The sequence below is a fragment of the Devosia sp. Leaf64 genome (genome assembly GCF_001421945.1).
In the GTDB taxonomy this organism is placed as follows: domain Bacteria; phylum Pseudomonadota; class Alphaproteobacteria; order Rhizobiales; family Devosiaceae; genus Devosia.
Map to the genome: position 1 here is coordinate 1 of NZ_LMLO01000024.1, position 12,662 is coordinate 12,662.

Below are 12,662 nucleotides of genomic sequence, written 5' to 3' on the forward strand. Positions count from 1 at the left end.
AGGCGTTTCGAATGGCTTTACATTGCTGGCGAGCATTATCGGTCCAATCATTCCCCCTATTGAGTACAACTCCGAATGCGCGCGATCGGAGCAAGAGTTTTCTGAATTGGTCTGAGAGACAAATGTGACTAACGCAGGTTAGATGGACGACAATCTATTTAGATCGATTTCGAGGACGCTAATGCCTTGTTTAACCTATGTGAATTGCACGGCGCGCAACGGCCTATAGGGTCAAGTCCAGATACGAAGAATCATGGGCTTGCCGTTGAAAACGAACAATAATTCTGGGGTGGAAAGCGGGTGCCCCGGCTGCGGGATGACGTGGTTCACGCAATGCGTAACGCTTCGGGCGCGACCTGAATGAGGGGCGCGCTTCGTCCAACCCTGAGCCCGGGGGAAATCTGGCACCGCCGATTGACCGATTTGATGGATCTTTCCGAGGGTGCACGCGCTGCGGTGCGCGATGCCGTATCGGCGCCACGCAGCTATCAATCGCGCGAGCATATCGTGCGGGACGGGTTGGAAGATACGGCTGTGCGCGTGCTGCTGTCGGGTTTCGCCTGCCGCTACAAATACCTGCCGGATGGCAGCCGGCAGATCACGACATTCATTGTGCCGGGCGACATTTGCGACTTTGGTTTTCTCTCCGATAGCCCGGCATCGCAGAGCGTCGTGACGCTCTCGCATAGCACTGTGGGCATGGTCGATCTCGATCGGCTAGCGGGGATCGTCGAGCAATATCCCGAGGTGATGACGGCGATCCTGCGCTGCGCTGCGATCGAGCATGGGGCGACCAATGAACTGCTGGTCAGCCTTGGTGGGCGCAACGCGTTGCACCGAGTCAGCCATCTCCTTTGCGAGATGCACTTCCGGCTCAATAAGGCGGGGCTGGTGCGCGAGGATGGCAGCTTCGACCTGCCGCTGACGCAGGCGGAACTGGGGGAGGCACTCGGGCTTTCGACGGTGCACGTCAATCGCACGGTGCAGGTGTTGCGCCGGCTGGGTCTTGCGACATGGAGGGACAAGGTTGTGACACTGCCGGACCCCGAGGGGATGCGGTCGCTGTGCTCGTTCGATCCTGGATATTTGCAGGCCCGGTAGGCGGTTATCCTACGCCTTTGGGCTATTGAGGGCTCGATCCGCCGGTCAAAACCTCAGCCCAACGTGACGATTGGCTCGCCTCACGGGCAGCATCGGCTGCGAGGCCGATCAGGAGCGTTTCGACGGCAGATGGGGCGGGTGTCTCGGTCAATGGCAGACGGAAAAGCTTGGCGCCGGTTTTGACGTGGATCTGTCCATGCTCGACGAAATAGGTTGCGTGATAGGACCTGCCTTCGTGCTCGATGGTCAGATCGCGAACCAGATTTGCCTCAATCATCGCCTTGCTCCTCAAGCGCCGTGGCGCTGCCGTGCTTTGCGATATGCGTGGGCGCATATCGCATGAGAGAAGCGACCTTGAATTTGGCCGATCTTGCAGCGTCATCAAGCAAGAACCAAACCCAAGGTCGTTGGCAGAACTTTGGGCGAAAGGCTTGAGTTCCGCCATCCACTTTCGAGTTATCGTAGGATAACAGACGTGGACTTCAGCGTGGTGTCGTGCCCCACCAGATCAGCGCGATCGCTGCGGCGGCAATGGCTGCGATGACGAGGACATAGACGAGGAGGCCGCTAGCGCCACCGCGGCGGGTGAGGTCGCTTCGGTCAGACTCGGGCTTGAATTCGGTAGCGGTGCCGCCGGCCTCAGCATCGATTGCCAGAGGCGCGGCGGCGGGATCGGGGAACGCGACCTTATCGCCGGTGCGGCCGGCATCGATGCTGGCGCGCAATTGCTCGCCGCCTGCTTGAGGGCGTGGCTTTGGGTGGAGCGGGATGATGCGGTCGGACATTGTGGGCCTCCAGTCTATGAAGGCCAATGCGAGGAGCAGCGGGCTGTTCCGCTGTTTATCAGGGGTCGTAGGAGCCTAGCCGACGCTGCGGACGCTGCCCCGGATGGTAAGGCGGCAGCCGAGTTCGAGGCGATGAGCCGGCGGATTGAGGAGCGCATTGACGATGCGCCGCTCAAGGAGATGCAGGGCCTCGGCGCCCATATGTTCGAGGGGGACGCTGACGGTGGTCAGTGAGGGTGAGGTGAATTCGCCGAGGGCGACACCGTCGAATCCGACTATGGAAACGTCCTGCGGCATGCGGATGCCGGCGCGGTGGAGGGCCGTGATGGCGCCTAGGGCGAGGTTATCGGCGGCGCAAAAAATGGCGGTGATGCCGCCGAGCCCATCATGGTCTTTGAGCCAGCGCTCGATGGCCGCGGCGCCGTATTCGGGCAGATAGCCGTCGGCAAAATGGACCTGGGCCCCGTCGATTGCGATATTATTGGCGCGGAATGCGTCGATAAAACCGTCGCGGCGGCGGCGGATGGTGGAGCGGCCTTCCCAGGTGAGATGCATGATCTGGCTATGGCCCTGGCCGATCAGCCAATTGGTGGCGTAACGCGCGGCGAAGCGATTGCCGGGGGTAACGCTGTCGATCTGCATTTCGTGGTCTTCGCCATTCATCAGGACAGCGGGAATGCGGGCAGCGGCGATGTCGTGGAGGAGCTCGGGGCGATCGTCGTTGAGGATAAGGACGCCATCGACCTCCTGGCTCTGGGCCTTTTCGACGATCTTTGCGCCATCGGCCATTTCGGGGCCAATTTCCATGGGGATGACACGAATTGCACGGCGCTCGCATTCGCGCGTGAGGGCGCTGAGAAGGGTCCAGGAATAAAGGTTGTGCTCGTTGTGCGGGAGCGTGTCGGTGGGCACGGCGAGGAGGACGCTGCGGAGTACAGCGATCGCCGCTTTTTCGCGACGGCGGGCGAGATAGCCGAGGGCATTGGCGGCGTTGAGGACGCGCTCGCGGACTTCGGCGGAAATGGGGGCAGTGCCATTGAGGACATGGGAGACGGTCGAGACAGCGACGTCGGCTGCCTCGGCGATGTCCTTGACGCCGACTTTTCGGCTTGGGTCTCTAACCACGCGTGTTGCCCCGCTGCATCGAGGGGCGGACCACACTCGATTGTCGCCCCGGCGAAGGCCGGGGTCCATCTTGAGATCTCGGGATGGATCCCGGCTCAAGGCCGGGATGACATCCAGTGGAGGGAAGGGCACCGGGCTTAATTAAGCCCGAGTGTCCTCAGAACTCCGGATCGTAGTTGAAGTATATGGGATTCGACAGGGCGACCATGTTCTGGCTTTGCGCCATGGAATTGGGGACTTCGGGATAGGGAGCCTGGGGGCCTTCGATTTCGACGCGATAGTAGCTGCGGTCCGTGGGCGATGGGATATCGGTGAAGCGGACCGTGCGGGTGGTGGCGTCTGTGAGAAGGGTCGCGAAATCGCTGCGGTTCTTGATGACGCGGACTTGGTAATTGGCGCCGGGGATACCGCCGCCCGAGAGGCGGACTTCGAAGGTGACGGGGGCGCCCGTAGGGATGGCGTTATCGCCCATCATCATGTCGAATTGGCCGGCACCCGTCGTGTCGGCGAGGAGTTCGACGCGCGGGTTGTAGGGGTTGGAGCTGACGGAGGCGCGGCCTTGTTTGAGGGCCGCGAGGATTGCTGGCTTGCTGCGGTCGGCGGCGAAAATCCAGGTGGTGGGCGTGCCGACGTAGTTGCCTGACCGCTCGATGGTCAGGGGGACGATGAGGGCCGGATCATCGGGCATGCCATGGTGGGAATCGCTGCCGCCGCGGGCGCCGAGCATGCGGCCGGAGAGGAGCTGATCGTCCCAGATGCGCACGCTTGGGATATTCTTTGGCCAGATGCTGGTGTTCCAGATCTCGACGCTGTCGGCGAGGTCGAAAGAGAACCCATAATGGTTCTTGTGGTGCGGGTGATTGGCGGACCAGTGAATGCCGAGGTCTTGCTTGAGTTTGAGAAGGTCCCAATCCCGCGCGTTGCGGGCGTCGAAGATGGCTTGATGGTCGTAGGGCTCGGCCGAGAGAATGTTGACGTGGCCGCGGGGGGCGGTGAGTTCGGCGCCGTAAAAGAGGAGGACGCTTTCGGAGGTGTATTCGGGATCGGCCCAGGTGTTTTGGGCGACGGCGCCCTGGACGTGGACGTCATGGTCGGTGATGGCGAGATAATCGAAGCCGAACTGTTCCGCGAAACTGATGATGCGGGATTGGGGGTTATTGGAGCTGTCGGTCGAGTGGCGGCAGTGCATGTGCCAATCGCCCTTGAGCCAGACGCCGTTCTCGACGCCGAGGAGCGGGGGGAGGGTGCTGGGGAGAGGTGGGATCATGGCGGGGCTCGGTGTTTGGGGGACCCCCACCTAGCCTCCCCCTGGGAGGGGCAGGGACGGAGCGGGGCTCACGTTGATCTTGTTCTCATCTACCCACCGCGTGTCATCCCTGCGCACGCGGGGATCCAACTTGAGATCTCGGGATGGGCCCCGGCCTTCGCCGGGGTGACAATCGAGGGTGGGTCAGGGCGGGCTCAGCCCAAAGCGATGGTTTTGATTTCGAAGGGTTTGAAGGTCAGGTCGATGGTTTTGGCGCTCTCGGCCAGCGTGGACGTGTCCGCTTCGTAGAGATCGGTTTCGCTGATCCTTGTGGCGTTCGGCAGCGTCAGGGTGACGGTGCCGGCCTTATTCTGGGTTTCCCAGAGGCGGAGGACCGTGCGCTGGCCGTCTTCGCTTTGCTTGACGGTTTCGATGGCGATCTGGTCGCTTGAGAGTGTGGCGAGGGAAGTGAGGGTCGGTGCGGCAGTGGCTGAACCGGCGAGGAGGCGCAGGGGCTGGTTGAAAGCGGTGGCGGCGTTGTGGACGGTTTGCAGATCGCCGGCGTGGACGAGGAGGGCGTAGCGGAGGCGATGCTCGCCTTGGTCGGCTTCGGGCCAGGGGAAGACCGGGGATTTGACCAGGGTCAGGCGCAGGGTCGAGCCCTTGGCGTCATAGCCATATTTGCAATCGTTGAGCGCGGCGACGCCGAAGCCGGCCTCGCTGAGATCGACCCAGCGGTGCATCGAGGTTTCGAAGCGTGCTTTATCCCACGACGTATTGGCGTGGGTGGGGCGGGTGAGGTGGCCGAACTGGGTTTCGGCGCGGCTGACATCGGTGCGGATGGCGAGCGGGAAGCCGGTCTTGAGGAGCGTCTGGTGCTCGTGCCAATCGATCATGGTGTCGAATTCGAGCTGGGCCGCGTCGGCGGCAAGCGAGATCACCTGGACGATGCGGGAGTTCTCATAGGTCCACTCGAAGCGGATGGCGGCGCGCCAGGGGCCGGTTTCGACGACATTGGCCGAGACCAGGGTGTCGACGGGCCAGGACTGGTCTTCGACATAGTCATCGATGTCCCAGGCGTCGAAATCGATCGGGATATCGCGATGGGCAACGAAGCTGTTTCCGAGCTTGCCGGGCTGGAGGGCTTCGCGATTGCGGATTTTGTCGAAGAGGGAGGTGAGCTGGCCACGGGTGTTGAACGTGGCGCGGAGGGTGGGGTTTTCGAGATGGGTGGGGGAGACGGAGAGCGTGGTTTCGGGGGCGGAAGCCGTCGCCTCAGTAAAGGTCAGGGCAGTGGCGGAGAGGGGCGCGAAACCGGCGGAGGGAGCTACGGTTTCGGTTGAGCCGTCGGCGCGGGTGATGGTCTGGGCCGTAATGGTCTCACCGGAGACGGCGATGGCCGATGTGCCGGCGGGCAGCGTCAGCAGATCAGTGCGCGTAAGGCTCGTGGAATTGAGGACCGTGTAGGTGCCGGCTGTCGCGAGGGGCGCGGCGAGTTGGTCGCGAAGGGCTGCGGCTTCGGCGAAGAAGGCGGCGTAGTCGCGGTCGCTGTCTTCGTAGACGAAGCCGATCGAGGTTCCGGGAAGGATGTCGTGGAACTGGTTGAGGAGGACCGTCTTCCAGAGCCGCTCCAGCGTGTCCTTGGGGTAGGCGATGCCATGCCGGCTCGCGAGGACGGCGAGAACCTCGAGATCGTGGAGCGTCTGTTCGGCGAGGCGATTGTTGCGCTTGTTCTTGGCGACCGAGGTGAGGGTGCCGCGGTGATATTCGAGATAAAGCTCGCCGACCCAGCTTGGGAACGCCTCGGGCTCGCGGTTCATGCGCTCGACGAGGCGCTTGAAATAGGGTGCCATGGGCTCGTGTTTGATCTTGGGGCAGCCGGGAATGCCGCGCTCCATGCGGCGGACATTTTCGAGCATGCCGCGGGTGGGCCCGCCGCCGCCATCGCCGTGGCCATAGACGAGGAAGAGCTCGTCGTGGAGACCCTGCTGGCTGAAACGCTTCCAGGTGCCCATGACGTGGCTGGGGACGAGATCGGGGCAATAGGTGGTGTTGATCCCATCATATTCGTAACGCTGGGTCGTGAGGAAATAGGCCGGGACCTTGGTGCCATCCAAACCCTGCCAGAAGAAGATTTCATGCGGCATGCGGTTGGTGTCGTTCCAGCTCATCTTGTGGGTGATGAAGACTTCAAGGCCGGCCAGGGCCATGAGCTGGGGGAGGGCAGCGGTGTAGCCAAAAGTGTCTGGCAGCCAGACGATTTTTGGCGTCACGCCGAACTTGTCCTGGTGGTACTTTACGCCCTTGGTGATGTGGCGGACGAGGCTTTCGCCCGAGGCGATGACGACGTCGGGTTCGAGCCAAAGCGCGCCTTCGATCTCGAAGCGGCCGGCTTCGACCTGACTTTCGATGCGGGTGAACAGCTCGGGATAGTCCTCTTCGAGATAATCGAGCAGCACGCCCTGATTATACATGAAGCGGTAGTCGTCATATTCGTCCATCAGCGAGAGGGCATTGGCCATGGAACGCGCCATTTTCTGGCGGGTTTCGCGCACGCGCCAGAGCCAGGCGACGTCGATATGGGTGTGGCCGGTGGCGACGATCTCGGGCATGGCATCGGCGTCGGCCTCGGCGTAGAGGGCGTCGGCGCGGGTGCGTGCGGCTTCCAGGCTCGCGGTGAAACGTTCGGGATTGCCGGGGCGCAGGTCGATGAGGTCCACGGCTTCATCGATATGGCGGAGGAGGCGGGCGCGGCGGGCATCGTCGGGCTTGAGGAGCCGGGCGATGTCGAGCGGGACCTTTAGGTCGTAGTAGACGATTTCGGCGAGGCGATCGAGTGTGACCAGTTCGACGGCAAAGCCGAGCTGGCGGCGGTTTTCGATGGTGCCGGCCTCGATGAGGATGTCGATCGTTTCGCCGCCGGTCGCCTTGGAGGTGATGCGGAATTCACGGTGATTGCCATCGCCGCCGCTGGCGATCTTGCCGTTTAGGCGAACGAGAAGCTGCGGATCGCTGCGGCCCATGACGGAGCCGAACTGGGCCTCCACGCGGCCGAAGACGGGTTTGCCGGCCATTTCCTGAGGCAAGGTGACGGAGCCGCCGAACCAATAATAGCCATCGGGCTCGCCCCAGACGAGGTTCTGGTCGACGTCGGTCCATTCGCTGCGGTCTTCGAGCGCGGCTAGGTTGCGTTCGCCATTTTCGGCCTGCCGGTGCTTGAGCGGCACGAAGATGCCGGAGCGCTGGAAGATGCGCTCGCGGAGCACGGCGAGCAGGCGGTCGAGCTTGGCAATACGGGGCATGGGCAGACTTTTTCAATGGGACGCTGTGATTCAATTGACGGGTAGCGATAGCGAAAAACTATGGCGAGCGCGCGATAAAAACGTTGCAATGCCGAGATTTCAGCGGTTTTCCGCTTGTCGTTTCGGTGTCACAGTTTTGCTCTATCGCAGCGCCACTTTTCCCTTTTCGATTGGCCCGCCATGCACGCCCTAGACGCCACAGTATTGAGTAATGCTCGTATCGTTCTTGCCGATGGCATCCACGAAGGCGCGGTCGAAATCGCGGGCGGGGTCATCACCGATATCGGTTCGGCGAGCCGGCGCGGCACGGATCTGAACGGCGATTATCTCATTCCGGGGCTGGTGGAACTGCACACCGACCACCTGGAGACGCACTATGCGCCGCGGCCGAAAGTGCGGTGGCACCCGGTGGCGGCGGTGCAGGCGCATGACGCCCAGATCGCGGCTTCCGGCATTACCACGGTGTTCGACGCCATTCGCGTCGGGATCGACGAGCATGCCGATATGGGCGCGGTGGAGCTGCGGATCTTGGCCGATGCAGTGACGGCGGGCGTCAATGCCGGGCGGCTGCGGGCGGATCACCTGATCCACCTCCGCTGCGAGGTTTCGGCGCCGGATTGCCTCGAAAGTTTCGAGCAAATCATGGACCACCCGCTGGTGCGGCTGGCCTCGCTGATGGACCACGCGCCGGGCCAACGGCAGTTTGCGAGCCCGGATGCCTACAAGGTCTATTATCAGGGCAAGCTCAAGATGACAGACGATGAACTCGCCGAGTTCATCGCCAGACGATCATATGAATCTGGGACTTACTCGGACAAGCACCGCAAGGCATTGGCAGCGCTGAGCGCGGAGCGGGGCATTGCGCTGGCAAGCCACGACGATGCGACCAAGGCGCATGTGGACGAGGCCGTGGCGCTGGGCATCCGCATTGCCGAGTTTCCGACGACGTTTGAAGCCGCGCAGGCTTCGCGCGATGCGGGCATGGCCATCCTGATGGGCGGGCCTAATGTGGTGCGCGGCGGATCGCATTCGGGCAATGTTTCGGCACGCGATCTGGCGGCGGCGGGGCTCCTCGATATTTTGTCGTCCGACTACATTCCATTCTCGATGCTGCAATCGGCATTTTGCCTTGCCGAAGAGGTGCCGGGGATAAGTTTGCCGGACGCGATCGGTTTTGTGACCAAGCGCCCGGCCGAGGCGGCGGGGCTCGATGATCGCGGTGAGATTGCCGTGGGCAAGCGCGCGGACCTCGTCCATGTGCGGGTCGAAGAGGGCATTCCGATCGTCATGACCGTGTGGCGGCAGGGGCGTCGGGTTATATGAGCGGAACTATCGTCGCCGTCGTGGGCTCGAGTGGCGCTGGCAAGGACAGCGTCATGAACTTTGCGCGCGAGCGGCTGGGCGATGAGATCTGCACCGTAAGGCGCGTGGTGACGCGGCCGGCCGATGGCGGCAGCGAGGATCATGACAGCCTCTCGGAGGCAGAGTTTTTGGCCGCGGAGAGCCAGGGCGAATTTGCGCTGAGCTGGGAGGCGCATGGGCTGCATTATGGGCTGCCGGTGTCGCTCGATCGGGATCTTGGCGAGGGGCGGGTGGTTGTCGCCAACCTCTCGCGGGCGGTGATCCCGGACCTGTTGCGGCGCTATCCGACGGCGCTGGTGGTCGAGGTCTGGGCGGAGCCGGAAGTTGTCGCGAAGCGGCTGGCCGGGCGCGGGCGGGAAGATGCCGGGGAAATCCGGCGGCGGATGGACCGGAGCGTCGGGGTGAGACTGCCAGCGAGCACGGTGCGGATTGATAATTCGGGCGCGCTGGATGTGGCTGGGGAGCAGTTTGTGGGGCTGCTGAGGGATCTGTTGCGGGTCGGGGTTAGGGCTTAGCCTTTTTGGGCCGGCGCTTTTGGCTCCACCCCCTCCCTTCCTCCCCCATCTAGGGGGAGGTGTCGTATCCAGTTTTTGGCACTATCTGTTCAAAGCCACAGATATGCACCTCCCCCTTGATGGGGGAGGGTGGGAGGGGGTGTTCTATAGCCCTAGTTTCAAACCACCAATTCCATGCGCTCCGCCGGAAAGCGGCTCAGCGCGTAGGAGAGCGGATTGCTGTCGGGGTCGGCGTTGACTGCTTCGGAAACCAAGACGATCGCGCCGGGGGCGAGGCCCAGAAGCCGGGTTTCTTCGACGTCGGCGTGGCGGGCGGAGATGCGGGTGGTGGCGCGGACGTAGTCGGGGAAACCGTAGCTTTCGAAGGCGCGTGTGATCGAATTGAGCTCGGTGAGGCGGGCGGCGAAATCTGGAAATTGGCGATAGGCGAGCCAGGTGGTGGAGCGCGAGAGCGGCACGCCATCGGCGAGCGAAACCGCTTCGAGCCGCACGACCTTGGCGCCGGGTTTGAGGCCGAGGGCTTCGGCGACCTGGGCGCTGGCGTTATCGATGCGGTCGCCCAGGGTGTTGGTGACGACGGTGTTCGCCTGGCCCTTGAGGCCTTCGCGGAATCTGGTGCGCTTGCCGATGGGGTAGCTGAGGCGGCGAATACTTCTTACGAAAGTGCCGCGGCCTTGTTCGGCGATGACGACGCCTTCTTCGGCCAGCACCGCGAGGGCGCGGCGAACCGTGTGGCGGTTGGCGGAAAAGCGTTCGGAAAGAAGGGCTTCGGTGGGGAGGCGATCGCCATTGGCGAGTTTGCCGCCGACGATATCGAGGCGGATGGCATCGGCGATCTGACGCCAGAGGGCGACGCCGCCGGCAGTTGAATGCGATTTTGTCATTGCACTTTCACACGAGAAGCGTAGAGCGGAACGAGTGAGATTAGTTGTCTAGTTTATTAGACAAATCGAGGCAAGCATGATGTCAGAGATTTCTGCCGAACAGAGCGCGAGAAAGCGGGCGCTGGATGTGCTGGCGGCGGCGCCGGCCAAGGCGCTGGCCGAGCGCTGGGCCGCTTTCGGTGACCAGCCGGCGCATCAGCGCATTCGTGGCCCCGAGACCGGGCTCGTTATGGTGCGCGGCCGGGCGGGGGGCGGCGGGGCGCCGTTCAATCTCGGCGAGGCGACGGTGAGCCGGGCCAGTGTGCGGATTGTAACCGGGGAAATTGGGCACGGGTATTGTTTGGGGCGTGATCTCGATAAGGCCGAGGCGATTGCGGTGATCGATGCGCTGCGGCAGCGCGAGATGGCGCGGGTCGATGCGGAAATTATTGAGCCGCTGGAGGCGCTTATGGCGGCGGGCGATGAGAAGCGGGCCGAGGAGACGGCGGCGACGCGGGTGGACTTTTTCACCATGGTGCGAGGGGATAACTGATGCTTTCCCATGATTTTGGCGCGGGTTTTGCCGATCCGGTGCGCGATGCGCAGGGTGTGTTCCGGGCGGTTCTGGATGCGCTGTCGCATCCCGGTGTGGCGCAAAAACTGACGGGTATGAGTGACTGTGTGGGTAACCTCAAGGGTGAATTGGCTAGCACACTGTTAACACTTGGCGACCACGACACGGCGATTTGGTTATCACCGCGCGTCGATACGGCGGCGGTGAAGGGATTTGTCGGGTTTCATTCCGGCGCGCCGGTGGTGAGCGATGTGGCCAAGGCCGTTTTTGCTTTCGTGGCGCTCGGGGATGCGCTGCCGAATTTGGCGGACTGCAATCTTGGAAGCCAAGAATATCCGGATCGGTCGACGACGCTGGTGGTGGAATTGCCGGCGCTGAGTGGCGGGCCGGCGCTGGTGCTGCGGGGGCCGGGTATTCGCGACACGCAGGAGATTAGCCCGGTGGGTTTGCCGGGGGATTTCGTCAGCCAGTGGAGCGAGAACCGCGAGCTTTTTCCGCGCGGGGTGGACCTGTTGCTGGTGGCGGATGGGCAGGTGGTTGGCCTGCCGCGGACAACCCGGATTGGGGACGCGTAAATGTATGTTGCTGTAAAGGGCGGGGAAGCCGCCATTGCCAATGCGCATCGGTTGCTGGCGGATCGGCGGCGCGGAGATCGCGCGGTGCCGGCGTTGCGGCTCGACCAGATCGTCGAGCAGTTGGGCCTCGCGGTGGACCGGGCCATGGGCGAGGGATCGCTGTATGATCGGGAGCTGGCGGCGCTGGCGCTTTTGCAGGCGCGGGGCGATCTGATCGAGGCGATCTTTCTGGTCCGGGCCTATCGCACCACGCTGCCGCGGTTTGGCTATTCCGAGCCGATCGACACCGGGGCGATGAAAATCGAGCGGCGGATTTCGGCGACGTTCAAGGATTTGCCGGGCGGGCAGATGCTGGGGCCGACATTTGATTATACGCACCGGCTGCTGGACCCGAGCATTGTCGGCGAGGATGCCGAAGTGCCGGCCACGCGCGAGGCCGAAGAGAGCCGGGCGCCGCGGGTGACGGATTTGCTCGGGCGGCAGGGGCTGATCGAGCCGGATGGCGAATTGCCTGAGGGGCATGAGGTTGGCGATCTGACGCGCGAGCCGCTGGATTTTCCGCTCAATCGGGATTTGCGATTGCAGGCGCTGGCGCGGGGCGACGAGGGATTTCTGCTGGCGCTCGGCTATTCGACGCAGCGCGGCTATGGGCGGACGCATCCCTTTGTCGGGGAAATCCGCATTGGCGAGGTCGAGGTCGAGTTCGACATTCCCGAGCTGGGCTTTGCGGTGAGCCTGGGGCGGGTTCGGGTGACTGAATGCCAGATGGTCAATCAGTTCAAGGGCTCGGCGACGATCCCGCCGCAGTTCACCCGCGGCTATGGGCTGGTGTTCGGGCAGGCGGAGCGCAAGGCGATGGCCATGTCGCTGGTGGACCGGGCGCTGCGGGCGAAAGAGTTTGGCGAGGATATCGTGGCGCCGGCGCAGGACGAGGAATTCGTCATTTCGCACTCGGACAATGTGCAGGCGACGGGGTTCGTCGAGCACCTCAAACTTCCGCATTATGTGGATTTCCAGGCGGAGCTGGATTTGATCCGGCGGATGCGGGCGGAGTTTGAGGGGCGGGAGGCGGCGGAGTGATGCGCTTGGTCGCTGATGTTCTTGCAATAACCGGAAGTTTTGGCGGGGTGTTCCTCTCCCCCTCGGGGAGAGGTGGCTCGGCCACAGGCCGAGTCGGTGAGGGGGATCTCTCCACTCTCGCTCAAATATCCCCC

General features: G+C 63.1%; 12 protein-coding genes. 6 read left to right on the forward strand and 6 right to left on the reverse strand.

Annotated features, from left to right (window positions below; genetic code table 11):
- Nucleotides 1-414: 414 nt before the first annotated feature.
- A complete protein-coding gene (locus tag ASE94_RS17660; RefSeq protein WP_162236116.1) occupies nt 415-1,101 on the forward strand; it encodes a Crp/Fnr family transcriptional regulator in 687 nt (228 codons plus the stop codon).
- A 22-nt stretch (nt 1,102-1,123) separates the two neighbouring features.
- Here the strand turns inward: ASE94_RS17660 and ASE94_RS17665 are convergent, their stop codons facing one another.
- The 5 genes from ASE94_RS17665 to ASE94_RS17685 form a co-directional block, all read right to left on the reverse strand.
- On the reverse strand, nt 1,124-1,378 hold the full coding sequence (locus ASE94_RS17665) for a hypothetical protein (RefSeq protein ID WP_062631482.1): 255 nt from the start codon (nt 1,376-1,378) through the stop codon (nt 1,124-1,126).
- A 205-nt stretch (nt 1,379-1,583) separates the two neighbouring features.
- Nucleotides 1,584-1,886: a hypothetical protein gene (locus ASE94_RS17670; protein WP_062631483.1), complete on the reverse strand. Its 303-nt coding sequence runs from the start codon at nt 1,884-1,886 to the stop codon at nt 1,584-1,586.
- 75 nt (nt 1,887-1,961) lie between these two features.
- On the reverse strand, nt 1,962-3,011 hold the full coding sequence (locus tag ASE94_RS17675) for a LacI family DNA-binding transcriptional regulator (protein ID WP_062631484.1): 1,050 nt from the start codon (nt 3,009-3,011) through the stop codon (nt 1,962-1,964).
- A 157-nt stretch (nt 3,012-3,168) separates the two neighbouring features.
- The gene (locus ASE94_RS17680) at nt 3,169-4,278 is read right to left on the reverse strand and encodes a CehA/McbA family metallohydrolase (RefSeq protein WP_061910081.1); all 1,110 of its coding nucleotides are present in this window, start codon (nt 4,276-4,278) and stop codon (nt 3,169-3,171) included.
- Between the two features lie 194 nt (nt 4,279-4,472).
- The gene (locus ASE94_RS17685; RefSeq protein ID WP_061910083.1) at nt 4,473-7,559 is read right to left on the reverse strand and encodes a glycoside hydrolase family 38 C-terminal domain-containing protein; all 3,087 of its coding nucleotides are present in this window, start codon (nt 7,557-7,559) and stop codon (nt 4,473-4,475) included.
- Between the two features lie 180 nt (nt 7,560-7,739).
- Between ASE94_RS17685 and ASE94_RS17690 the strand changes: the two genes are divergently transcribed.
- Both ASE94_RS17690 and phnN read left to right on the forward strand, forming a co-directional pair.
- Nucleotides 7,740-8,882 carry an alpha-D-ribose 1-methylphosphonate 5-triphosphate diphosphatase gene (locus ASE94_RS17690; RefSeq protein WP_062631485.1) on the forward strand — a complete coding sequence of 381 codons (1,143 nt, stop codon included), beginning with the start codon at nt 7,740-7,742 and terminating at the stop codon, nt 8,880-8,882.
- Nucleotides 8,879-9,436, forward strand: coding sequence for a phosphonate metabolism protein/1,5-bisphosphokinase (PRPP-forming) PhnN (gene phnN, locus ASE94_RS17695; RefSeq protein WP_061910087.1), 558 nt, complete (start codon nt 8,879-8,881; stop codon nt 9,434-9,436). The genes ASE94_RS17690 and phnN overlap by 4 nt, the downstream gene beginning before the upstream one ends.
- 158 nt (nt 9,437-9,594) lie before the next feature.
- Here the strand turns inward: phnN and phnF are convergent, their stop codons facing one another.
- On the reverse strand, nt 9,595-10,320 hold the full coding sequence (gene phnF / locus ASE94_RS17700; RefSeq protein WP_061910089.1) for a phosphonate metabolism transcriptional regulator PhnF: 726 nt from the start codon (nt 10,318-10,320) through the stop codon (nt 9,595-9,597).
- Between the two features lie 79 nt (nt 10,321-10,399).
- On the opposite strand from phnF, the gene phnG reads away from it, so the two are divergent.
- Genes phnG through ASE94_RS17715 form a run of 3 tightly spaced genes read left to right on the forward strand, consistent with a single transcriptional unit; the run spans nt 10,400 to nt 12,528 of the window.
- Nucleotides 10,400-10,852 carry a phosphonate C-P lyase system protein PhnG gene (phnG, locus tag ASE94_RS17705; protein WP_061910791.1) on the forward strand — a complete coding sequence of 151 codons (453 nt, stop codon included), beginning with the start codon at nt 10,400-10,402 and terminating at the stop codon, nt 10,850-10,852.
- A complete protein-coding gene (gene phnH / locus ASE94_RS17710; protein ID WP_062631486.1) occupies nt 10,852-11,448 on the forward strand; it encodes a phosphonate C-P lyase system protein PhnH in 597 nt (198 codons plus the stop codon). Before phnG ends, phnH begins: the two co-directional genes overlap by 1 nt.
- Nucleotides 11,449-12,528, forward strand: coding sequence for a carbon-phosphorus lyase complex subunit PhnI (locus tag ASE94_RS17715; protein WP_061910093.1), 1,080 nt, complete (start codon nt 11,449-11,451; stop codon nt 12,526-12,528).
- The last annotated feature ends 134 nt before the right edge of the window (nt 12,529-12,662 follow it).

What these genes read in the sequence shown, in the direction of transcription:
- phnG (WP_061910791.1), top strand. Translation starts at nt 10,400, where the DNA reads ATGTCAGAGATTTCTGCCGAACAGAGCGCGAGAAAGCGGGCGCTGGAT.
- ASE94_RS17665 (WP_062631482.1), bottom strand. Translation starts at nt 1,378, where the DNA reads ATGATTGAGGCAAATCTGGTTCGCGATCTGACCATCGAGCACGAAGGC.
- ASE94_RS17670 (WP_062631483.1), bottom strand. Translation starts at nt 1,886, where the DNA reads ATGTCCGACCGCATCATCCCGCTCCACCCAAAGCCACGCCCTCAAGCA.
- phnH (WP_062631486.1), top strand. Translation starts at nt 10,852, where the DNA reads ATGCTTTCCCATGATTTTGGCGCGGGTTTTGCCGATCCGGTGCGCGAT.
- ASE94_RS17690 (WP_062631485.1), top strand. Translation starts at nt 7,740, where the DNA reads ATGCACGCCCTAGACGCCACAGTATTGAGTAATGCTCGTATCGTTCTT.
- phnN (WP_061910087.1), top strand. Translation starts at nt 8,879, where the DNA reads ATGAGCGGAACTATCGTCGCCGTCGTGGGCTCGAGTGGCGCTGGCAAG.
- ASE94_RS17685 (WP_061910083.1), bottom strand. Translation starts at nt 7,559, where the DNA reads ATGCCCCGTATTGCCAAGCTCGACCGCCTGCTCGCCGTGCTCCGCGAG.
- phnF (WP_061910089.1), bottom strand. Translation starts at nt 10,320, where the DNA reads ATGACAAAATCGCATTCAACTGCCGGCGGCGTCGCCCTCTGGCGTCAG.
- ASE94_RS17680 (WP_061910081.1), bottom strand. Translation starts at nt 4,278, where the DNA reads ATGATCCCACCTCTCCCCAGCACCCTCCCCCCGCTCCTCGGCGTCGAG.
- ASE94_RS17715 (WP_061910093.1), top strand. Translation starts at nt 11,449, where the DNA reads ATGTATGTTGCTGTAAAGGGCGGGGAAGCCGCCATTGCCAATGCGCAT.